This window comes from Burkholderia sp. CCA53, assembly GCF_001685525.1.
Lineage (GTDB): Bacteria > Pseudomonadota > Gammaproteobacteria > Burkholderiales > Burkholderiaceae > Burkholderia > Burkholderia multivorans.
In genome coordinates this window covers 969,819-991,249 of the sequence record NZ_BDDJ01000001.1, presented here as the reverse complement: position 1 = coordinate 991,249, position 21,431 = coordinate 969,819, and the positions used below count along the sequence as shown (strand labels likewise).

Below are 21,431 nucleotides of genomic sequence, written 5' to 3'. Positions count from 1 at the left end.
CCGGCCCGTTCCTCACGAGCCCCCTATGACTGCCTCGAACGCTTCCTCCCCGGCGACGCTGTCGCTCGCCCGTCCCGACGACATGCATCTGCACCTGCGCGACGGAGAGATGCTCGCCGCCGTGCTGCCGCATACCGCCCGCCAGTTCGCGCGCGCGATCGTGATGCCGAACCTGAAACCGCCGGTGACGACCACCGCGCACGCGCAGGCGTACCGCGACCGCATTCTCGCCGCGCTGCCGGCCGGCATGGCGTTCGAGCCGCTGATGACGCTGTACCTCACCGACAACACGTCGCCGGACGAGATCCGTCGCGCGCGCGAAAGCGGCTTCGTGCACGGCGTGAAGCTGTATCCGGCCGGCGCGACGACGAATTCGGACCACGGCGTCACCGATCTCGCGAAGTGCGCGAAGACGCTCGAGGCGATGCAGGAGACCGGCATGCCGCTGCTCGTGCACGGCGAGGTGACCGATGCGTCGATCGACCTGTTCGATCGCGAGAAGGTGTTCATCGATCGCGTGATGACGCCGCTGCGCCGCGATTTCCCGGGCCTGAAGGTCGTGTTCGAGCACATTACGACGAAGGACGCGGCCGATTACGTGCGCGACGCCGATGCGGCGCCCGGCCTGCTCGGTGCGACGATCACCGCGCATCACCTGCTGTACAACCGCAATGCGCTGTTCGTCGGCGGCATTCGTCCGCATTACTACTGTCTGCCGGTCCTGAAGCGCGAAACGCATCGCGTCGCGCTCGTCGAAGCGGCGACGTCGGGCAACCCGCGCTTCTTCCTCGGCACCGACAGCGCGCCGCACGCGCGTGGCGCGAAGGAAGCCGCGTGCGGCTGCGCCGGCTGCTACACGGCGCTGCACGCGCTCGAGCTGTACGCGGAGGCGTTCGACCAGGCCGGCGCGCTCGACAAGCTCGAAGGCTTTGCGAGCTTCTACGGTGCCGATTTCTACGGGCTGCCGCGCAGCGCCGAGACGGTGACGCTGCGCCGCGAGACGTGGGAACTGCCGCGCGAGGTGCTGGCGGGCGACACGCCCGTCGTGCCGCTGCGCGCCGGCGAGACGCTCGGCTGGAAACTCGCATGACGCACGCGCCGCCGCGCGCGGCCGCCCAGGCGGGCGGCGACGGCGCGGCTGCGTTCGCGCGGATCGACTGGTCCGCGCCATGGCTCGCGCGCTTCGCGCAGCCGGGCCGCACGGTGCAGGCGGCCGCGACGGTCGGCGACGCCGCGCTGCTCGAGGCACTGAACGACGCACTGCGCGACGGCGCGCGCGTCACGGGCCGCGGCAAGCCGCTGCGCTTCGTGCCGCAGGCCGAGCTGCCGCCCGGCATCGCGTACGAAACCCATATCGCCGAAACCGGCCGCGTGCCGACGCGGCACAATCTCCACGACTTCTTCAATGCGCTCGTCTGGCTCGCGTATCCGCGCATCAAGGCCGCGCTGAACGCGCGCCAGGCCGCGGCGATCGACGCGGCGGGCGGCGTCGGACCGGTGCGCGGCACGTTGCGCGACGCGCTGACGCTGTTCGACGAGAATGCGGCGCTGTTCGTGACCGCCGATCGCACGCTCGCCGATGCGCTGCGCGCGTTCGACTGGCAGCGGCTGCTGGTCGCCGCGCGCGACGCGTGGGGCGCGCGCTGCGAGGCGCGGCTCGTCGGCCATGCGCTGCTCGAGAAGCTCGTCGCGCCGTACAAGTCGTGCACCGCGCACGTCTGGATCGTCGAGGTCGACGCCGACTATTTCTCGTGGCCCGACGCGCGGCGCGCCGAGCATGTCGACGCGCAGGTCGCCGCGATGCTCGCGACGCGCGCGCTGACGAGCCGCGATTTCTCGCCGCTGCCCGTGCTCGGCGTGCCGGGCTGGTGCGCGGCGAATGCCGATCCGGCGTTCTACGCGGATCCGGCCGTATTCCGCAGCGGCCGCCGCACGCGCGACGCGGCCGGCGGCGCGCAGTGCTAGAATGCGCGTCGCAAAGCAGGCCAGGCAGTCGCGGCCTCGCCGCCTTCGGGCTGGCGGGGGCGAGGAAAGTCCGGACTCCACAGGGCAGGGTGATGGCTAACGGCCATCCGTGGCGACACGCGGAACAGGGCAACAGAAAGCAAACCGCCGATGGCCCGGCGCAAGCCGGGATCAGGTAAGGGTGAAACGGTGCGGTAAGAGCGCACCGCGGCGACGGCGACGTCCGCCGGCACGGTAACCTCCACCCGGAGCAATTCCAAGTAGGCAGGCGCGCATCTTCGGATGCAGGACGGGGCCCCCGTCTCGTCTGCGGGTAGGAAGCTTGAGCGCGTCAGCAATGGCGCGCCTAGAGGAATGGCTGCCACGCAGCGTGCGCTTCGGCGCGCGGTGTGCACAGAATCCGGCTTATCGGCCTGCTTTGCCGCGCGAATGCAAAGGGCCGGCGCTCCTGACGGAACGCCGGCCCTTTTTTCATGCGCGTGCGCTGCTTACGCGGCGACGATGTCGAACGAGTGCGTGAGTTCGGCCGTCTTCGCGATCATGATCGACGCCGAGCAGTACTTGTCGTGCGACAGGTTGATCGCGCGCTCGACCGTTGCCGGATTCAGGTTGCGGCCCGTGACGGTGAAGTGGAAGTGGACCTTCGTGAACACCTTCGGATCTTCGCTCGCGCGCTCGGCCTTCAGCGTGACCGAGCAGCCCGTGACGTCCTGGCGGCTTTTCTTCAGGATCAGCACGACGTCGTACGCGGTACAGCCGCCGGTGCCGACCAGCACCATCTCCATCGGCCGCGGCGCGAGGTTATGGCCGCCGCCTTCCGGCGCGCCGTCCATCGCGACGAGGTGGCCGCTGCCGGTCTGTGCCGAAAACGCCATCCCGTCCTGACCCATCCAGCTTACTTTGCATTCCATGCTTGCGCTCCCGCGTTGCCTGATTCGAATTCGATCCGGCATTGTAGCCCGTCGCGCAACGGTCGGCTGACGCACTGCACGGCGCGAAACGGTGCGTCCTCGGTCACGGGAGGAACGGCACTCGCGGCGACGATTTCCCTGTCGGCTTTAGGGGTTTTACTCTAGATGCGTGCGTTCCGGCGCGCCTGATGACGAAAGTAACTTGTTGATTCGACAGAGAAATTTCGTGCGTCGCCAGGTTTGTCGATAATTTCACATCGTGGTCATCGATTTCGCAATGCAAATTTTCTTGTGAAGTCTGCAGGCCGTTCGTATAATGCGACTCATTGGTTGTCGCGCTGCGGCAACCTCCGAATGTCTCCTCCACCCTCCTCCTAAGGTGGATTAAGCCCGAACCAGCCGTTCGGGCTTTTTTTCGTCCCATGCAAACAGCGGCGCACGGCTTGCGCGCGCCGACAGCGTCAGGCGGGCTGCCGCGCCGTCGGCCGCGACGCCGCATCAGGCGGTGCGGATGACGTCGGTGCGGCGGGCGCGGACGCATGCGCGGCCGACGCATGCGCGCGACCGTGTGCGCAGAAATGGCGAACGCGCTCGCGCACGGCGCGCAGGCGCGCGATCCGGTCCTCGGCGTGGGCGGCGCGCGCTTCGGCGATGCGTGCGTCGAGCGCATCGAGCTTCGCGTCGCAGCCGGTGCGGGCGAGGGCGGCAGGCGCCGCGGCGGCCAGCAGCGCGGCCGCGAACAGGTAGATCGGTCGTTGTTTCATCATGCTGGTTTGTTGTTCTGGATGGTCGGCCGGCCGCGGCGCGGCCAGCTCGTGCGCCGCGCGCGACCGGATGCGCCGGCCCGGCGCTCGGTTCGCCGGGAAATCGGGGCACGGAGCGGATTTTGGCCCATTTCGCGCGCGCCGCACACGGGGCGCGGATTCCCTTTGACCGCGCAGCCGCATTTCCTTTATAATTCATGGCTTTTCCGCATTCATGCCCACGGAAAAAGAACAGGGAGAGCCTGCACCGCGCCTCGAAGCGCACACAGACAAGCAGGAAGAACACATCGGGCAAAGCAATTTTTTTGGATCGATCATGAAGACGTTTTCCGCAAAAGCCCATGAGGTGACGCGCGAATGGTACGTGATTGACGCGACGGATAAGGTTCTCGGCCGTGTCGCCAGCGAAGTGGCACGCCGTCTGCGCGGCAAGCACAAGCCTGAGTTCACCCCGCACGTCGACACCGGTGATTTCATCATCGTCATCAACGCGAGCAAGTTGAAGGTCACGGGCAACAAGACTCTGGACAAAAAGTACTACCGTCACTCGGGCTACCCGGGCGGTATCTATGAAACGACGTTCGGCAAGATGCAGGAACGCTTCCCGGGCCGCGCGCTCGAGAAGGCGGTCAAGGGCATGCTGCCGAAGGGCCCGCTCGGCTACGCGATGATCAAGAAGCTGAAGGTCTACGCAGAAGCGACGCATCCGCACTCGGCTCAACAGCCGAAGGCGCTCGAGATCTAAGGGGAGCCCACATGATCGGTAACTGGAACTACGGTACGGGCCGCCGCAAGAGCGCAGTCGCTCGTGTCTTCATCAAGGCTGGCAAGGGCGACATCATCGTCAACGGCAAGCCCATCGCTGACTACTTCGCACGTGAAACGTCGCTGATGATCGTGCGTCAGCCGCTGGAACTGACGAACCACGCTCAAACGTTCGACATCAAGGTGAACGTGTCGGGCGGCGGCGAAACGGGTCAGGCAGGCGCAGTGCGTCACGGCATCACGCGCGCGCTGATCGACTACGACGCGACGCTGAAGCCGGCCCTGTCGAACGCAGGCTTCGTCACGCGTGACGCGCGTGAAGTCGAGCGTAAGAAGGTCGGTCTGCACAAGGCACGCCGCGCCAAGCAGTTCTCGAAGCGTTAATTCCGCTTCATGGCCGCGCCGCTTGCGGGCGGCGCCCGCCGGAAAAACCGCCAGCTTTCGCGCTGGCGGTTTTTTTATGCGCGCGTGCCGGACGGGCCGTCGCCGCGCGCACCCGGCCCGGCGCAGCGAAATCGACAAGAACCTGTTGATTTCATGGACTTCAGCACGATCTTCTGATCGGCCCTACAATAGCGGCTAAAGCTTTTTGGAGAGTTCGCATGAACGCTGTTACCGAATCCGCAGCAACGACCACCGAAATGCCGGCTCCGTTCGTCTTCACCGACGCCGCGGCCGACAAGGTCAAGCAATTGATCGACGAAGAGGGCAATCCCGACCTGAAGCTGCGCGTGTTCGTGCAAGGCGGCGGCTGCTCGGGCTTCCAGTATGGCTTCACGTTCGACGAGGAAGTCAACGAGGACGACACCGTGATGAACAAGAACGGCGTCCAGCTGCTGATCGACTCGATGAGCTACCAGTATCTGGTCGGCGCCGAGATCGACTACAAGGACGACCTCAACGGCGCGCAGTTCGTGATCAAGAACCCGAACGCCACGACCACCTGCGGGTGCGGCTCGTCGTTCTCGGTCTGATCGCACGATCGCGCCTTTCCGGTTCGCCGGAACGAAAAACGGGGCTTCATGCCCCGTTTTTTATTGTCGGGATCGCGCGCGTCGGCGCGCATCAGCGCGGGTAGAGCGCGCCGAGCACGCGTTCGCCGGCCGCGCCGGTCACCGCGGACAGATTGCCGGGCTCGCGTGCGACGAAGCGATACGCGAGCCACGCGAACGCGAGCGCCTCGACTTGCTGCGGCGGCACGCCGAGCGCGACGGTCGTGTCGACCGAGGCCGGCACGCCGGCATCGCGCAGCGCGCGCGACAGCGCGTCGAGCAGCACCGGATTGCGCGCGCCGCCGCCGCATACGAACACCGCGCGGCAGTCGGGCGCATGCCGCGCGATTTCGCGCGCGACCGACACCGCGGTCAGCGCGGTCAGCGTCGCCTGCACGTCTTCGGGCGCGACGTGCGCGAAGGCGCCGAGCCTCGCGTCGAGCCACGCGGGATTGAACAGGTCGCGCCCCGTGCTTTTCGGCGGCGGCGCGGTGAAATACGGCTCGTCGAGCAGCGTATCGAGCAGGGCCGCGTGCACGGTGCCGCGCGCGGCGAATTTCCCGCCGTCGTCGTAGGGCTTGCCGAGGTGGCGCGTCGCCCATGCGTCGATCAACGCGTTTGCGGGGCCGCAGTCGAAGCCGCGCACGTCGCCGCCGCCGCCGTCGGCGGGCAGGATCGTGATGTTGCTGATACCGCCGAGATTGCAGACGACGCGCGTCTCGCCCGGCGCGCCGAACACCTCCGCATGGAACGCGGGCGCAAGCGGCGCGCCGTGGCCGCCCGCGGCGACGTCGCGGCTGCGGAAATCGGCGATCACGTCGATATGCGCGAGTTCGGCGAGCAGCGCCGGATTGTTCAGCTGCCGCGTATAGCCGCGCTCCGGACGGTGCCGCACCGTCTGGCCATGCACGCCGATCGCGCGCACGTCGTCCGGCGCGAGGCCGGCCGAGCGCAGCAGTTCGTGGCAGCACACCGCGTAGCGCGCGACGATGGCGTTGGCGGCGAGCGACTCGCGCTCGATCTCGTTGTCGCCGGGCTGCTGCAACGCGAACAGCGCGTCGCGCAGCGACTGCGCGAAACCGACGCAGGCCTGCGCCAGCACGACCGGCGCGCTGCCGGCGGCGAAACGCACGGCGACGCCGTCGACGCCGTCCATGCTGGTGCCGGACATCAGGCCGAAGTAGATGCCGTCGGCCGGATGGGCGGTTGGCGGGTGTCGTTGCGGCACGTTGCGGTTCTCCTGAAGCATGAAGCGCGGGCACGATCCGCGCGCGTTGCGCCGATTATCCGCGCAACGCGGCGCGCCGTTAAGCGACGCGCGCGCAAGTTATGGGAAAATCCCTGTTTTTGCGACATTCTTCCTGGCACCGATGAGCACCGAACCCAGTTCCAAGCCCGTTTTCCCGATCACCGACGAAGTCCGGCATGCGCTCGCCGTCACGAAGCGCGGCGTCGACGAGCTGCTGATCGAGGAAGAGTTCGCGCAGAAGCTCGCGCGCAGCGCGGCCACCGGCAAGCCGCTGCGCATCAAGCTCGGCCTCGACCCGACGGCGCCCGACATCCATATCGGCCACACGGTCGTGCTGAACAAGATGCGTCAGCTGCAGGATCTCGGCCATACGGTGATCTTCCTGATCGGCGATTTCACGTCGCTGATCGGCGATCCGTCGGGCCGCAACGCGACGCGTCCGCCGCTTACGCGCGAGCAGATCGAGGCGAACGCGAAGACCTACTTCGAGCAGGCCGCGCTCGTGCTCGACCGCGACAAGACCGAGATCCGCTACAACAGCGAATGGTCGATGCCGCTCGGTGCGGACGGGATGATCAAGCTCGCGTCGCGCTACACGGTCGCGCGCATTCTCGAGCGCGAGGACTTCACGAAGCGCTTCCAGGGCGGCGTGCCGATCTCGATCCACGAATTCCTGTATCCGCTGATGCAGGGCTATGACTCGGTCGCGCTGAACGCCGATCTCGAGCTCGGCGGCACCGACCAGAAGTTCAACCTGCTGGTCGGTCGCGAACTGCAGAAGCAGTACGGCCAGGAACAGCAGTGCATCCTGACGATGCCGCTGCTCGAAGGTCTCGACGGCGTCGAGAAGATGTCGAAGTCGAAGGGCAACTACGTCGGCATCAGCGAGAAGCCGACCGACATGTTCGGCAAGCTGATGAGCATCTCCGACATGCTGATGTGGCGTTACTTCGAACTGCTGTCGTTCCGCAGCATGGACGAGATCGCCGGCTTCAAGCGCGAAGCCGAAGGCGGCCGCAACCCGCGCGACTTCAAGGTGATGCTCGCGCAGGAAATCGTCGCGCGCTTCCATTCGCAGGCCGATGCCGAGCGTGCGCTGGAAGACTTCAACCATCGCGCGAAGGGCGGCGTGCCGGACGACATTCCGTCGGTCTCGCTCGCCGGCGCGCCGCTCGCGATCGGCCAGCTGCTGAAGCAGGCGGGGCTCGTGCCGTCGACGAGCGAAGCGCTGCGCAACATCGAGCAGGGCGGCGTGAAGATCGACGGCACGACGGTGTCCGACAAGGGCCTGAAGGTCGACGCCGGCGAATACGTCGTGCAGGTCGGCAAGCGGCGTTTCGCGCGCGTGACGCTCGCTGCATGATCGCGCTGATCCAGCGCGTGAAGCGCGCCGACGTGCGCGTCGGCGAGCGCGTGACGGGCGAGATCGGCGCCGGCCTGCTTGCGCTCGTATGCGCGGAGCGCGGCGACACCGAGGCCGCGGCCGACAAGCTGCTCGCCAAGGTGCTCGGCTACCGCGTGTTCAGCGACGCGGCCGGCAAGATGAACCTGCCGGTGTCGAATATCGACGGCGCGGGCCGTGCGGGCGGGCTGCTGCTCGTCTCGCAGTTCACGCTCGCGGCCGACACCAACAGCGGGCTGCGGCCGAGCTTCACGCCGGCCGCGCCGCCCGACGAGGGCGCGCGGCTGTTCGACTATTTCGTAGCCGCCGCGCGTGCGCGTCACCCGATCGTCGAAACCGGCGAATTCGGCGCCGACATGCAGGTGTCGCTCGTCAACGACGGCCCCGTGACGTTCTGGCTGCAAGTGCGGCCCTGATTCCCCGCCGGAGACGCCTCGCGATGGCTACCACCCAGATCCTCTTCATCCGCCATGGCGAAACGGCCTGGAACCGCATCAAGCGGATACAGGGCCACATCGACATTCCGCTTGCCGACACGGGCCTCGCGCAGGCGCAGCGGCTCGCCGCGCGCCTCATGCGCGAGGCGCACGACGGGGCACGCATCGATGCAGTCTATTCGAGCGACCTGATGCGCGCGCAACAGACCGCGCAGCCGTTCGCCGCTGCGCTCGGCCTGCCGCTGCTGCTGCGCGAGGGGCTGCGCGAGCGTGCGTACGGCGTGTTCCAGGGGCATGACAGCGCCGAGATCGAAACGCTGTTTCCGGACGCGTATGCGGAATGGCAGACGCGCGATCCCGGCTTTGCGCCGGAAGGCGGCGAGTCGCAGCGCGCGTTCTATCATCGTGTGCTGCATGCGCTCGAGCCGATCGTCGCCGCGCACCCGGGCGGGCGGATCGCGTGCGTCGCGCACGGCGGCGTGCTCGACTGCGTGTATCGCTTCGCGAACGGCCTCGATCTGTCCGCACCGCGCAACTATCCGCTGCTGAATACGAGCATCAACGTCGTCGATTACGTCGACGGCCGCGCGCATGTCGTCCGGTGGGGCGACATCGCGCATCTCGACGCGCCGAGCGACGACGACGGGTATCGCAAGGTGCTGTGATCGCGTGCGCGCGTGGCCGTGCGCATCGCGTGACTGCGCGGCGGGTCGTGCGTTGTAGTGGGGCGCGTGTGTGCGGTTACTGCGGTTACGGCGTTTGTCGGCTTGTCCGCTTGTCGGCTGCGATCGGCGGACGCAGCTTGTCGATTTCCTGATTGCCGTTCTTCTTGCTGCGGTGTCTTGCGTTCGTGCGTCGGTGCTTCTGCTCGCCGCGCCGGTCTTGCCGTCGATCGCCGGATCGGTCGCCATCAATCACTATGCGGGCCGAGGCTCTCCACACCACCGCATTCGCTTCATCGCCATCAGCCGTGATTCGACGACGGACGATCGGGCGGCACGGCCGTCGCGGCGGTCGCGCGACGTCGTGCGCGTTTGGACACGCCGTTCACGAGCGCCCACCGCAGCACGGGCGCGACGGCGCGCACGCCGGGGCGGACCACCGCGCGGCGCAGCGGCGCGAACGTCGACACGCCGAGCATCTGTTGCGCCCACGGCGGCAGCAGGTCGACGCCGGCCTGCATCACGAGTGTCGCGGCGGGCCGCAGCATCGGCGACGCGAGCGGCGCGTTCAGCAGGATGCGCATTACCTCGAAGGTTCGCGGCCCGGCCTCGAGCTCGGGACGCATCCGCGCGAGATATGCGTCGATTTCGGCGCGCGAGCGCGGAATGTCGGTCGCGCCGAGCCGCTCGGCGATCTGCGCGGTCTCCGCATAGTAGCGATCCTGCAGTTCGCCCGACAGCGCGGGGTTCACGTAGCGCAGATGCGCGGCGAGAAAGCTCGACACCTCCGCGACATGCACCCAGGTCAGCAGCGCGGGATCGTCCGCGCGATAGGGGCGGCCGTCCGGTGCCGTGCCGGCGACGCGTGCATGAATCGCCTTCACGCGTTCGATCAGCGCCAATGCATCGCAGCGATTGCCGAACGTCGTGCCGGAGATGAACGTCGCGGTGCGCCGCAAGCGGCCGAGGATATCGGTGCGAAACGACGAATGATCCCAGACGCCCGCAAGCGCGAGCGGATGCAGCGCCTGCAGCAGCAGCGCGCAGATGCCGCCCGTCATCATCGACGTGAAATCGGCATGCACGCGCCAGCAGACCGCGTCGGGGCCGAACAGCCCCGGATCGCCGGGCGGCGACGAATAGTCGAGCGTCGGGCCGCTGCCGGTGGTCAGATGCGTGACGCCGGCCGCGACCCGCTTGCGGATCTGTTCGATCCACCGCGGGCTGCCGGCGGTAGAAGGCGGAGCGCTGTGCGGTGTCGTCATGGCGGGCCGGGTGTCGGACCGTGCGTTACTGCGCGTCCGGCGTGTCCCAGATGCTTTGCACGGGACTGCCGGCGTCGGGCGCGGCCAGGCCGAAGTGGCGGTACGTCAGGAGCGTCGCGACGCGGCCGCGCGGCGTGCGCTGCAGGAAGCCCTGCTGAATCAGGTACGGTTCGAGCACGTCCTCGATCGTGTCGCGCTCTTCGCCGATTGCGGCGGCGAGGTTGTCGATGCCGACCGGGCCGCCGTCGAACTTGTGCAGGATCGCTTCGAGCAGCTTGCGGTCCATCAGGTCGAAGCCGACCGGATCGACGTCGAGCATCGCGAGCGCCGCGTCGGCGATCGCTGCCGTGATCTGGCCGTCGGCCTTCACCTCCGCGTAATCGCGCACGCGGCGCAGCAGCCGGTTCGCGATCCGCGGCGTGCCGCGCGAGCGCTTCGCGATCTCGAGCGCGCCGTTCGGATCGATCTGCGCGTTCAGCAGCGACGCCGAGCGCTGCACGATGCGCGACAGCTGATCGGCATCGTAGAACTCGAGGCGCGCGACGATCCCGAACCGGTCGCGCAGCGGATTGGTCAGCATGCCCGCACGCGTGGTCGCGCCGACCAGCGTGAACGGCTGCAGGTCGAGCTTCACGCTGCGCGCGGCCGGCCCTTCGCCGATCATGATGTCGATCTGGTAATCCTCGAGCGCCGGATACAGGATTTCCTCGACGACCGGCGACAGCCGGTGGATTTCGTCGATGAACAGCACGTCGTTGGCTTCCAGGTTCGTCAGCAAGGCCGCGAGGTCGCCCGCGCGCTCGAGCACGGGGCCCGACGTCTGACGCAGGTTCACGCCCATCTCGCGCGCGATGATGTGCGCGAGCGTGGTCTTGCCGAGGCCCGGCGGCCCGAACAGCAGCACGTGATCGAGCGGCTCGCGGCGGCGCTTTGCAGCCTCGATGAAGATTTCGAGCTGGCCGCGCACCTTTTCCTGGCCGACGTAGTCGTCGAGCTGGCGCGGCCGCAGCGCGCGTTCGAACACCTCCTCGTGCGACGAGGCGGGCGTGGCGGCAATGATCCGCTCGGCGGCGAGTTTGTCGGTTTCAATCATGCGGCCATTGTACCGCGCGGCGTGGCGCGGCCAACCTGGCCGAACGGCCGACTGTCGCGCGCGCCGACGCCGCGCGACACTGGATGCGACGGGCCGTTACGCCTTGGAGAGCGCCTTCAGCGCGAGCTTGATGCCTTCGGACACGCCGGTGCCGGCCGGCACGTTCTTGATCGCCGCGAGGCCTTCCTTTTCGGAATAGCCGAGCGCGAGCAGCGCGTTGAGGATGTCGGTCGCGTGGTCCGACGCCGACGCGGCGCCGGCGAGTGCCCCGAGGTCCGCGCCGAGCTTGCCCTTGAGTTCGAGCAGCAGGCGCTCTGCGGTCTTCTTGCCGATGCCGGGCAGGCGCGTGAGGCGCGCGGCGTCCTGCATCGTCACGGCCTGCGCGAGCTCCTGCACGCTCATGCCGGACAGCACGGCGAGCGCCATGCGCGCGCCGATGCCGGTGATCTTCAGCAGCTCGCGGAACGTCGTGCGCTCCTGCGGCGTGAGAAAGCCGTACAGCAGGTGCGCGTCCTCGCGCACGATCTGCTGCGTGAGCAGGACGACGCGCTCGCCGGTCTGCGGCAGGTTGTAGAAGGTGCTCATCGGCACGTCGATTTCGTAGCCGACGCCGTTGCAGTCGACGAGCAGGTGAGGCGGGTTCTTTTCGAGCAGGATGCCGGCGATGCGACCGATCATGGATGGCGGGATGCGAGGAAGAAAGCGCGAGTGTAGCGCACGTGCGGCGCAAAGCCGATGGTCCGGCGCGGCGGGCGGTGCCACGGCGCGGCAGCGGCGCAATGCGGCGCGCACGCGCGACGCCGGCCCCGAGCGGCCGCGCCGGTTGCGGTCGGCCGGCCGTTCGCCGGCACATGCCGGCGGCGCGCCCGGTGCCGCTCAGCCGACGAGCCGGCCGCGGCGCAAGCGCAGGCCTTTCTGCGCGAGCGCCGGCGCGAGGCCGCCGAGCGTGCTCAACGTATTGCCGCCGTGCGCATGGCAGATCGCGATGCCGAGCGCGTCGGCCGCATCGCTGCCGGGCTGGCCGCTCAGGCTCAGCAGCCGCGTGACCATCTCCTGCATCTGCGCCTTCGTCGCGCGGCCGTAGCCGACGATCGCCTGCTTCAGCTGCAGCGCGGTGTATTCGGCGACGGGCAGTCCGCCCGATACGAGCCCGCAGATCGCGGCGCCGCGCGCCTGGCCGAGCAGCAGCGTCGACTGCGGGTTCACGTTGACGAACACTTTTTCGATCGCGGCCTGGTCCGGTGCGTGTTCGCGTACGAGCGTCGAGACGCCCGCGAAGATCGTGCCGAGGCGCGTGGCCAGATCGGCCGTCGGCGTGCGGATCACGCCGCTCGCGACATAGGCGAGCCGATGGCCGCTGACGTCTATGACGCCGAAGCCGGTGACGCGCAGGCCGGGGTCGATGCCGAGAATTCGCATGTGAAGAGGGAGTTGCGTGATGCAGCGATACTACAACGAAAGGGGCAGGGCGCCGTCGCCGCACGGGGCGCAGCGAGGCGGAACCCCCGTTCGCGCGAGGCGCGGTGCAGGTGCGGTCCCGCACGGCCGGCCGTTCATGCGCGGCCCAATAAAAAACCCGGCGGGTGCGACGCCGCCGGGCATGGTCGCAGCGGCCGCGCGGGCCGCATGCGGGCGATCAGTGACGGAAGTGACGCACGCCCGTCAGGATCATCGCGATGTTGTGCTCGTCGGCTGCCGCGATCACTTCGTCGTCGCGCACCGAGCCGCCCGGCTGGATCACGCAGGTCGCGCCTGCCGCGACGACCACATCCAGACCGTCGCGGAACGGGAAGAATGCGTCCGACGCCACGGCCGAGCCGGCCAGCGTCAGGCCCGCGTTCTGCGCCTTGATGCTTGCGATGCGCGCGGAGTCGACGCGGCTCATCTGGCCGGCACCGACGCCGAGCGTCATGCCGTTGCCGCAGAACACGATCGCGTTCGACTTCACGTACTTCGCCACGCGCCACGCGAACAGCAGGTCGTCCATTTCCTTCGGCGTCGGATGACGCTTCGTGACGACGCGCAGCTCATGCGGCTGCACGTTCTTCGCATCGAGCGACTGCACGAGCAGGCCGCCGCCGACACGCTTCAGGTCGAACGCGTTATGGCCTTCGCCAAGCGCGATCTCCAGCAGTCGCACGTTCTGCTTCGCGGCGAACACCTGCTTCGCGGCATCGGTGAACGACGGCGCGATCAGCACTTCGACGAACTGCTTGGCAACGGCCTGTGCAGCCGCTTCGTCGACTTCGCGGTTGAACGCGATGATGCCGCCGAACGCCGACGTCGGGTCGGTCTGGAACGCCTTCGCGTACGCATCGGCCGAGTCGTTGCCGACCGCGACGCCGCACGGGTTCGCATGCTTGATGATCACGCACGCCGGCGCGTCGAACGTCTTCACGCATTCCCACGCCGCGTCCGAATCGGCGATGTTGTTGTACGACAGTTCCTTGCCCTGCAGCTGGCGGTAGTTCGCGAGCGCGCCGGCCAGCGTGACGATGTCGCGATAGAACGCCGCGCTCTGGTGCGGGTTCTCGCCGTAGCGCAGGTCCTGCACCTTTTCGAACGCCATGTTCAGCGTCGCCGGATACGGATTGCGCGAGCTGTGCTTCAGTTCGTCGGTCAGGCTCGTCAGGTAGTTGGTGATCGCGCCGTCGTATTGCGCGGTGTGCGCGAATACCTTCGTCGCGAGCCGGAAGTTCGTCGCGTAGCCGACCGTGTTGCCGTTCGCCTTCATTTCGTCGAGCACGACTGCGTAGTCGGCCGGATCGACGACGACCGTCACGTCGCGGTGGTTCTTCGCGGCCGAGCGCAGCATCGTCGGGCCGCCGATGTCGATGTTCTCGATCGCGTCGGCGAGCGTGCAGTCGTCCTTCGCGATCGTCGCGACGAACGGATACAGGTTCACGACGAGCAGGTCGATCGTCGGGATGTCGTGCGCTTCCAGCGCCTGCATGTGCTCGGGCAGATCGCGACGCGCGAGGATGCCGCCGTGCACCTTCGGATGCAGCGTCTTCACGCGCCCATCGAGCATTTCCGGAAAGCCCGTGTAGTCCGCCACTTCGGTGACGGGCAGGCCCGCGTCGGCGAGCAGTTTCGCGGTGCCGCCCGTCGACAGCAGCTTGACGCCGAGGTCGGACAGCGACTTCGCGAAGTCGACGATGCCGGTCTTGTCGGAAACGGAAATGAGCGCTTGCTTGATCATGATGGAACCACCAATAGCCAGGGAAACGGGGACGGGGCGGCCGACTACAGCAGGCCGTGCTGCTGCAGCTTCTTGCGCAGCGTATTGCGGTTGATGCCGAGGTACTCGGCGGCGAGCGACTGGTTGCCGCCCGCCTGTTCGAGCACGACCTCGAGCATCGGCTTTTCGACGCAGGACATCACCATTTCATAGACGTCGTGCGGATTGGAGCCGTCTAGATCCCGGAAATACACGTCCAGGCTCTCGCGGACACATTGTTCGATGTTGTGCTTGCTCATGCTGCTAACTGGTTATGGTCGTCCGGCTCGCCCTGACCGTTTTCGTCGTCGTCGACGTAGACGAGGTGGTCCGACAGCGCCTTTTGCGCGTCGAAGAACGCATTGACGGCGGCGAGCTGCTCGCGGGTGGAATCGAGCGTGTTCATCCGGTGCCGGAACGCGTTGGCACCGGAAAGGCCGCGAGTGTACCAGCCGATGTGCTTGCGCGCAGTACGGACGCCGGTGAATTCGCCGTAGAACGCGTAGTGGTCTTCCAGGTGCTCGTTCATCACCTGCTGGATCTCGTCGATGCGCGGCGGCGGCAGCAGCTCGCCCGTTTGCAGGAAATGATCGATTTCACGGAACAGCCAGGGCCGGCCTTGCGCGGCACGACCGATCATCAGCGCGTCGGCGCCCGTTGCCTCGAGCACGGCCTTCGCCTTCGCGGGCGACGTGATGTCGCCGTTCGCGACGACCGGAATGCGCACGGCCGCCTTCACGGCCGCGATCGTTTCGTACTCGGCCTCGCCGCGGTACAGATCGGCGCGCGTGCGGCCGTGCACGGTGAGCATCGAGATGCCGGCGGCCTCGGCGAGCCGCGCGATCGTGATCGCGTTCTTGTGCTCGCGGTCCCAGCCGGTGCGGATCTTCAGCGTGACGGGCACCGCGTCGGGCCCCGTGCCGACGGCCGCGACGACGGCCTCGACGATCCGCTGCACGAGCGGCTCGTTCTGCAGCAGCGCGGAGCCGGCCGCCACGTTGCAGACCTTCTTGGCGGGGCAGCCCATGTTGATGTCGATGATCTGCGCGCCGTTGTCGACGTTGTAGCGCGCCGCTTCGGCCATCATCGCCGGATCGGCGCCCGCGATCTGCACCGCGATCGGCTCGACCTCGCCTGCGTGGTTGGCGCGGCGCATCGTCTTCGCGCTCTTCCAGAGCTGCGCGTTGGACGCGACCATCTCGGACACGGCGTAGCCGGCGCCGAGCTTCTTGCAGAGCTGGCGGAACGGACGGTCCGTCACGCCGGCCATCGGCGCGACGAACAGGTTGTTACGCAATACGTGAGAGCCGATAACGGGCATCGCAATGGCACGGCCCGCGGCACGCGCGGGCATCGAAAGGGCGGAGGGAAAACGCGCATTTTACCGTATTCCCAACCCGCGCCGATTTGACCCGGTTTGTGTGGACGCACACCGGCACCGGCCGGCGCGGTCTGCGCGCCGCGCGCGTCAGCCGCGCTGGCCGAACATCATCTGCCGCGCGATCGCCTTCTTCAGCGGCGGCACGAATTCGAGCGCGGTGAGCGCCGCGCCGCGCAGCAGCGGCAGCGGGCCGGCATCGATCGTAAACAGCCGCGCGAGCGTGTCGGTCGCGCCGATCGTGAGCCGCCGGTCGAGCGCGCGGCGCGCATTGAAGGTCGCGAGCGCGGTCGCGTCGAAACCCTGCGTCGACAGCACGTCGACGAGCGTGTGCGCGTCGCGCAGCCCGAGGTTCAGCCCTTGGCCCGCGACCGGGTGCAGCGTCTGCGCGGCATTGCCGACGATCGCGACGCGGCCCTTGACGAGCGTCTGCGCGGCGTTGAGCCCGAGCGGGAACGACGCGCGGCCCGCGATCGCGACGAAGCTGCCCATCCGCTCGCCGAACGCGATCCCGAGTTCGCGCAGGAAGGCGTCGTCGGGCAGCGCCGCGCGGCGCGCCGCCTCGTCCGGCGCGCAGCACCAGACGAGCGCATAGTCGGCCTGCCGCGGGCCGCCGAGCGGCAGCAGCGCGAGCGGGCCTTCGTGCGTGAAGCGCTCCCACGCGACGTTCGGGCGCGGCGACGACACCGTCACGGTGCCGACGAGCGCGGTCTGGCCGTAGTCGCGTCGATGCTTGCCGGCGTCTGCCTGCTGCTCGTGGAACAGCCCGCCTTCGGCATTCACGACGATGCGCGCGCGCAGCACGCGTTCGCCGTGCGGCCCGTCGAGCGTCAGCGCGACGCCGTCGGCGTCCTGCAGCGGCGCGCGCGCGGTGGTCGACGTGAGCCAGTCGACGCGGCTGCCGCGCACGGCGCCGGCGAGCGCCTGGACGAGCGAGCCGTAGCGCACGACGTAGCCGAGCGCCGCGAGATCGTGCTCGTCGCGCTCGATCAGCGTGCGCCCGAAATGGCCGCGCTGCGACACATGAATGTGTTCGATCGGCGTCGCGTCGGCCGGCCACGCGAGCGTATCGAGCAGCACGCGGCTGCCGTGCGACACCGCGATCGCGCGCGGATCGTTCGCGCTCGCGGACGGCTCGCGCGCATCGATCAGCGCGATCGACGCGTGCTGCGTCGCGCTGCGCCGCGCGAGCCAGCCGGCGAGCGCGAGCCCGACCGGGCCCGCGCCGACGATCGCGAGGTCGTAGTCGGTCTGGGGCGGGGAGGAAGCGTGGGTCATCGGAATTCGTGAAACGGAAATAACGGTCGGCGGCCCGCGTGCGGCTTACGCGCGCGCACGCATCAGCGCCTCGATGTCGGCCGCCGCGACGGGCACGTCGCGCGTGATCAGCTCGCAGCCGTGCTCGCGCACGATCGCGTCGTCTTCGATGCGGATGCCGATGTTCCAGTACTCGGACGGCACGTCGTCGGCCGCGCGCACGTACAGGCCCGGTTCGACCGTCAGCGCCATGCCGGGCTTCAGCGTGCGCCACGGCAGCGCGCCGTTGGCGTCGCGCTCGGCGTGCCGTTCGCGGTAGTCGCCGCAGTCGTGCACGTCCATCCCGAGCCAGTGGCCCGTGCGGTGCATGTAGAAACGCGTGTACGCGCGCTCGGCGATCACGTCGTCGACGTTCGAGAAGCGCGTTTTCGCGATGATGCCGGTGTCGAGCAGCCCCTGCGCGAGCACGCGCACGGCCGCGTCGTGCGGCGCCTCGAACGGCACGCCCGCGCGCGTCGCGTCGATCGCGGCCTGCTGCGCGGCGAGCACGATGTCGTACAGCGTGCGCTGCGCGGGCGAGAAGCGCCCGTTCGCGGGGAACGTGCGCGTGATGTCCGACGCATAGCCGTCGAGCTCGCACGCGGCGTCGATCAGGATCAGGTCGCCGTCCCGCGCGGCCGCGTTGCCGGCCGGGTAGTGCAATACGCACGCGTTCGCGCCGGCCGCGACGATCGATCCGTAGGCGGGCGCCTGCGCGCCGTGCAGGCGGAACGTATACAGCAGCTCGGCCTCGAGTTCGTATTCGCGGATGCCGGGCTTGCATGCCTGCATCGCACGCCGATGCGCGAGCGCCGAGATGTGGGCGGCGCGCGTCATGATCGCGAGCTCGTGTTCGTCCTTCACGAGCCGCATGTCGTCGAGCAGCGGCGTGAGGTCGCGCATCGCGTCCGGCGCGGCGACGCCCGAGCGTGCCTGCGCGCGCACCGCATCGAGCCAGCGCGCGAGCTGCCGGTCGAACGCGGTCGACGCGCCGAACCGGTAGTGGACGGTGCCCGCGTCGGCGAGCAGGCGCGGGATCTCGGTATCGAGCACGTCGGTCGCGTACGCGGCGTCGAAGCCGAACGTGTCGCGCGCGGCCTCGGGCCCGTAGTGGAACCCTTCCCAGATCTCGCGATCGGCGTTCTTCGCGCGGCAGAACAGGATCGACTCGGGCGCGCCGTGCGGCGCGGCCGCGTTCAGCACGAGCACCGCGTCAGGCTCGGTGAAGCCGGTCAGGTAATAGAAGTAGCTGTCGTGCCGGTACGGATAGCCCGTATCGCGGTTGCGCAGCACTTCCGGCGCGGTGGGCACGATGGCGACGCCGCCGCCCGCGGCGCGCAGTGCGGCAAGCACGCGTTCGCGGCGCTGGCGGTAGACGTCGACGGCAATGGCGGTATCGAGGGGCGGATTCATCGTGCGATTGTAGCGCCGCCGGCCGCGGCGCGCGAAAGTGCGCGCGAGCGCCGCGCAGCCGGGCCCGCCGGCCGATTGTTGCAAACCATCCACAGGCCGGACGGGCGATTTTCTACCCGGCCGTGCCGCCCGGTTATGATCGGCGACAACGTATACTCCCGGCGGTTCCCTTAAAAAGGCAGATGATGAAATTAATCGGTTCGCTCAGCAGCCCGTACGTCCGCAAGGCGCGGATCGTGCTCGCTGAAAAGAAGATCGACTACAAGCTGGAGCTCGAGAACGTGTGGGCCCCCGATACGAACATTCATGCGTCGAATCCGCTCGGCAAGGTGCCGTGTCTCGTGATGGAAGACGGCGCGGCGGTGTTCGATTCGCGCGTGATCTGCGAATACGTCGATACGCTGTCGCCGGTCGGCAAGCTGATTCCGGCTTCGGGGCGCGAGCGCGTCGAGGTGCGCTGCTGGGAAGCGCTGTGCGACGGCGTGCTCGACGCGTCGGTCGCGATCCGTCTCGAACACACGCTGCGCGACGAAGCGCAGCGCAGCGCGAGCTGGATCGCGCGGCAGCAGCGCAAGATCGACGACGGCCTCGTCGCGATGTCGCAAGGCCTGGGCAGCAAGACGTGGTGCGTCGGCAATCATTACACGCTGGCCGACATCTCGCTCGGCTGCGCGCTCGGCTATCTCGACTTCCGGATGCCCGAGCTGAACTGGCGCGAACGTCACCCGAACCTCGACAAGCATTTCGTGAAGCTGTCGCAGCGTCAGTCGTTCGCCGATACGCTGCCGCAGGGCTGACCGGCGGGCCGTATGCCGCAGACTGCGCCCCTGAGAGGGCGCTTTTTTTCGACCTGACCGGCTTGACGGGCCGCCACCGACCGAGGCCCGCACACGCGTCAGTCGATCGACGCGTAGACCGTTTCGCCGAGCGTGAACGAATCGCTGCGGGCAATCGGCCACCACTTGTCGTACAGCGTATAGCCGCACGTGTTGCCGTCGAGCAGCGCGCCCGGCTTCAGATATTTCAGCAGCTGCGACATCAGCCGGACTTCGTGCGGCGACACCCGCTGCACGATGTGATGCGCGCGCAGCTCCGACGGATGCGACAGCCCGGCGGCCTGCACGAGCTCCTGCAGCGCGTGCAGCGTATTGCGGTGAAAGTTGTAGACGCGCTCGGCCTTGTCGGGCACGACGAGCGCGCGCTGACGCACCGGATCCTGCGTCGCGACACCGGTCGGGCAGCGGTCGGTGTGGCAATGCTGCGCCTGGATGCAGCCGACCGCGAACATGAAGCCGCGCGCCGAGTTCACCCAGTCCGCGCCGATGGCGAGCGTGCGCGCGATGTCGAACGCGGTGATGATCTTGCCGCTCGCGCCGATCTTCACGCGGTCGCGCAGCCCGATGCCGACGAGCGTGTTGTGCACGAGCAGCAGCCCTTCCTGCAGCGGCACGCCGACGTGGTCGGTGAATTCGAGCGGCGCCGCGCCGGTGCCGCCTTCGGCGCCGTCGACGACGATGAAGTCCGGCACGATCCCCGTCTCGAGCATCGCCTTCGCAATGCCGAAGAATTCCCACGGATGGCCGATGCACAGCTTGAAGCCGGTCGGCTTGCCGCCCGACAACGTACGCAGCCGCTCGACGAATTCGAGTAGCCCGCGCGGCGTCGAGAATTCCGAGTGCGTCGCGGGCGAGATGCAGTCCTTGCCCATCGGCACGCCGCGCGTCTCGGCGATCTCGGGCGTGATCTTCGCGGTCGGCAGCACGCCGCCGTGGCCCGGCTTCGCGCCCTGCGACAGCTTGATCTCGATCATCTTGACCTGCGGGTCGGCGGCCTGCTTCGCGAACTTGTCGGGATTGAACGTGCCGTCGTCGTTGCGGCAGCCGAAGTAGCCGGACGCGATTTCCCAGATGATGTCGCCGCCGTGCTCGCGGTGGTACTTCGACAGCGAGCCTTCGCCGGTGTCGTGCGCGAAGCCGCCTTTCTTCGCGCCGAGGTTCAGCGCGCGGATCGCGTTCGCGGACAGCGAGCCGAAGCTCATCGCCGAGATGTTGAAGATCGAGATGTCGTACGGCTGCGCGCGCGTCGCGCCGACGCGGATCCGGAAGTCGTGGTTCGGCAGCCGCGTCGGCGCGAGCGAGTGGCTGATCCATTCGTGCGCGGCCGCCTTGACGTTGAGCTCGGTGCCGTACGGGCGATTGTCGGCGACGTTCTTCGCACGCTGGTAGACGAGGCTGCGCTGCGCGCGCGAGAACGGTTTCTCGTCGGTATCGTCCTCGACGAAGTACTGGCGGATTTCCGGACGGATGAATTCGAACAGGAAGCGGAAGTGGCCCCAGAGCGGGTAGTTGCGCAGGATCGCGTGGCGGTCCTGGTTCAGGTCGTACAGGCCGAGGGCGACGAGCGCCGCCGGGATCGCGATCCACAGCCCCGAGAGCACGTGGAACGACGCGAGCGCGGCCGCCGCGACGAGCAGCAGGACCGCGCACCACATCGCGAGATAGCGTCGTGAAAGCATGGGGACTCCACAGAAGTGAACGGCCGCCATGCGTACGCTGCGCGGCGGCGCGCCGGCCTCGACGGAATCGTGTTCCGCCGGGCGCGGCGTGCCGCAAGTCTAAA

Annotated in this window: 23 protein-coding genes and 1 other RNA gene; 11 read left to right on the top strand and 13 right to left on the bottom strand. The window is 68.2% G+C overall.

Features of this window, described 5'->3' with window-relative positions; genetic code table 11:
* Positions 1-25 precede the first annotated feature (25 nt).
* The 3 genes from pyrC to rnpB all read left to right on the top strand — a co-directional run bounded on the left by pyrC (position 26) and on the right by rnpB (position 2,389).
* Complete coding sequence (gene pyrC / locus BCR55_RS04595; protein WP_006401694.1) at positions 26-1,090, top strand: dihydroorotase; 1,065 nt, start codon at positions 26-28, stop codon at positions 1,088-1,090.
* On the top strand, positions 1,087-1,965 hold the full coding sequence (locus BCR55_RS04590) for a DUF3025 domain-containing protein (RefSeq protein WP_053297634.1): 879 nt from the start codon (positions 1,087-1,089) through the stop codon (positions 1,963-1,965). Before pyrC ends, BCR55_RS04590 begins: the two co-directional genes overlap by 4 nt.
* Before the next feature lie 12 nt (positions 1,966-1,977).
* Positions 1,978-2,389: RNase P RNA component class A (rnpB, locus tag BCR55_RS04585), an RNA gene on the top strand.
* Positions 2,390-2,453: 64 nt separating this feature from the next.
* On the opposite strand, the gene BCR55_RS04580 is transcribed toward rnpB, so the two are convergent.
* A complete protein-coding gene (locus tag BCR55_RS04580) occupies positions 2,454-2,918 on the bottom strand; it encodes an OsmC family protein (protein ID WP_080512232.1) in 465 nt (154 codons plus the stop codon).
* A gap of 419 nt (positions 2,919-3,337) precedes the next feature.
* On the bottom strand, positions 3,338-3,643 hold the full coding sequence (locus BCR55_RS04575) for a DUF1090 family protein (protein ID WP_006408331.1): 306 nt from the start codon (positions 3,641-3,643) through the stop codon (positions 3,338-3,340).
* A 313-nt stretch (positions 3,644-3,956) separates the two neighbouring features.
* Here BCR55_RS04575 and rplM point away from each other — a divergent pair, with 313 nt between their 5' ends.
* The 4 genes from rplM to erpA are packed head-to-tail and all read left to right on the top strand — an operon-like array spanning position 3,957 to position 5,379.
* Complete coding sequence (rplM, locus tag BCR55_RS04570; protein ID WP_004522094.1) at positions 3,957-4,385, top strand: 50S ribosomal protein L13; 429 nt, start codon at positions 3,957-3,959, stop codon at positions 4,383-4,385.
* A gap of 11 nt (positions 4,386-4,396) precedes the next feature.
* Positions 4,397-4,789, top strand: coding sequence for a 30S ribosomal protein S9 (gene rpsI, locus BCR55_RS04565; RefSeq protein ID WP_006401689.1), 393 nt, complete (start codon positions 4,397-4,399; stop codon positions 4,787-4,789).
* A 9-nt stretch (positions 4,790-4,798) separates the two neighbouring features.
* Positions 4,799-4,966 carry a hypothetical protein gene (locus tag BCR55_RS32980; RefSeq protein ID WP_006408330.1) on the top strand — a complete coding sequence of 56 codons (168 nt, stop codon included), beginning with the start codon at positions 4,799-4,801 and terminating at the stop codon, positions 4,964-4,966.
* A gap of 41 nt (positions 4,967-5,007) precedes the next feature.
* Entirely contained in the window at positions 5,008-5,379 is a 372-nt protein-coding gene (erpA, locus tag BCR55_RS04560) for an iron-sulfur cluster insertion protein ErpA (RefSeq protein WP_006401687.1), read from the top strand.
* A 91-nt stretch (positions 5,380-5,470) separates the two neighbouring features.
* On the opposite strand, the gene BCR55_RS04555 is transcribed toward erpA, so the two are convergent.
* A complete protein-coding gene (locus tag BCR55_RS04555) occupies positions 5,471-6,625 on the bottom strand; it encodes an anhydro-N-acetylmuramic acid kinase (protein ID WP_172820295.1) in 1,155 nt (384 codons plus the stop codon).
* 142 nt (positions 6,626-6,767) lie between these two features.
* On the opposite strand from BCR55_RS04555, the gene tyrS reads away from it, so the two are divergent.
* From tyrS to BCR55_RS04540, 3 genes are read left to right on the top strand one after another with little or no spacing between them, the layout of a single operon-like run.
* Complete coding sequence (gene tyrS, locus BCR55_RS04550; protein ID WP_065494248.1) at positions 6,768-8,009, top strand: tyrosine--tRNA ligase; 1,242 nt, start codon at positions 6,768-6,770, stop codon at positions 8,007-8,009.
* Positions 8,006-8,464: a D-aminoacyl-tRNA deacylase gene (dtd, locus tag BCR55_RS04545; RefSeq protein WP_006401684.1), complete on the top strand. Its 459-nt coding sequence runs from the start codon at positions 8,006-8,008 to the stop codon at positions 8,462-8,464. The genes tyrS and dtd overlap by 4 nt, the downstream gene beginning before the upstream one ends.
* 23 nt (positions 8,465-8,487) lie before the next feature.
* Positions 8,488-9,150: a histidine phosphatase family protein gene (locus BCR55_RS04540; RefSeq protein WP_065494247.1), complete on the top strand. Its 663-nt coding sequence runs from the start codon at positions 8,488-8,490 to the stop codon at positions 9,148-9,150.
* A 299-nt stretch (positions 9,151-9,449) separates the two neighbouring features.
* Here the strand turns inward: BCR55_RS04540 and BCR55_RS04535 are convergent, their stop codons facing one another.
* The 9 genes from BCR55_RS04535 to BCR55_RS04495 form a co-directional block, all read right to left on the bottom strand.
* A complete protein-coding gene (locus BCR55_RS04535) occupies positions 9,450-10,412 on the bottom strand; it encodes an oxygenase MpaB family protein (protein WP_065494246.1) in 963 nt (320 codons plus the stop codon).
* 25 nt (positions 10,413-10,437) lie between these two features.
* On the bottom strand, positions 10,438-11,505 hold the full coding sequence (gene ruvB / locus BCR55_RS04530; protein WP_006401680.1) for a Holliday junction branch migration DNA helicase RuvB: 1,068 nt from the start codon (positions 11,503-11,505) through the stop codon (positions 10,438-10,440).
* Between the two features lie 96 nt (positions 11,506-11,601).
* Complete coding sequence (gene ruvA, locus BCR55_RS04525) at positions 11,602-12,183, bottom strand: Holliday junction branch migration protein RuvA (protein ID WP_006401679.1); 582 nt, start codon at positions 12,181-12,183, stop codon at positions 11,602-11,604.
* Positions 12,184-12,381: 198 nt separating this feature from the next.
* Positions 12,382-12,924 carry a crossover junction endodeoxyribonuclease RuvC gene (gene ruvC / locus BCR55_RS04520; protein ID WP_006408324.1) on the bottom strand — a complete coding sequence of 181 codons (543 nt, stop codon included), beginning with the start codon at positions 12,922-12,924 and terminating at the stop codon, positions 12,382-12,384.
* Between the two features lie 217 nt (positions 12,925-13,141).
* Positions 13,142-14,707 (bottom strand): bifunctional phosphoribosylaminoimidazolecarboxamide formyltransferase/IMP cyclohydrolase, encoded by a 1,566-nt coding sequence (purH, locus tag BCR55_RS04515; RefSeq protein WP_065494245.1) that lies wholly within the window; start codon positions 14,705-14,707, stop codon positions 13,142-13,144.
* A 44-nt stretch (positions 14,708-14,751) separates the two neighbouring features.
* Positions 14,752-14,985 (bottom strand): Fis family transcriptional regulator, encoded by a 234-nt coding sequence (locus BCR55_RS04510; RefSeq protein WP_006401675.1) that lies wholly within the window; start codon positions 14,983-14,985, stop codon positions 14,752-14,754.
* Entirely contained in the window at positions 14,982-16,046 is a 1,065-nt protein-coding gene (dusB, locus tag BCR55_RS04505) for a tRNA dihydrouridine synthase DusB (RefSeq protein WP_006401674.1), read from the bottom strand. The genes BCR55_RS04510 and dusB overlap by 4 nt, the downstream gene beginning before the upstream one ends.
* A 147-nt stretch (positions 16,047-16,193) precedes the next feature.
* A complete protein-coding gene (locus BCR55_RS04500; RefSeq protein WP_065494244.1) occupies positions 16,194-17,381 on the bottom strand; it encodes a UbiH/UbiF/VisC/COQ6 family ubiquinone biosynthesis hydroxylase in 1,188 nt (395 codons plus the stop codon).
* Between the two features lie 45 nt (positions 17,382-17,426).
* Positions 17,427-18,812 carry an aminopeptidase P N-terminal domain-containing protein gene (locus BCR55_RS04495; protein ID WP_035948223.1) on the bottom strand — a complete coding sequence of 462 codons (1,386 nt, stop codon included), beginning with the start codon at positions 18,810-18,812 and terminating at the stop codon, positions 17,427-17,429.
* 185 nt (positions 18,813-18,997) lie between these two features.
* On the opposite strand from BCR55_RS04495, the gene BCR55_RS04490 reads away from it, so the two are divergent.
* Positions 18,998-19,609 (top strand): glutathione S-transferase family protein, encoded by a 612-nt coding sequence (locus tag BCR55_RS04490; RefSeq protein WP_006401671.1) that lies wholly within the window; start codon positions 18,998-19,000, stop codon positions 19,607-19,609.
* A 98-nt stretch (positions 19,610-19,707) separates the two neighbouring features.
* Here BCR55_RS04490 and BCR55_RS04485 read toward each other — a convergent pair whose 3' ends face one another.
* Positions 19,708-21,327, bottom strand: coding sequence for an FMN-binding glutamate synthase family protein (locus BCR55_RS04485; RefSeq protein WP_065494243.1), 1,620 nt, complete (start codon positions 21,325-21,327; stop codon positions 19,708-19,710).
* Between the last annotated feature and the right edge of the window lie 104 nt (positions 21,328-21,431).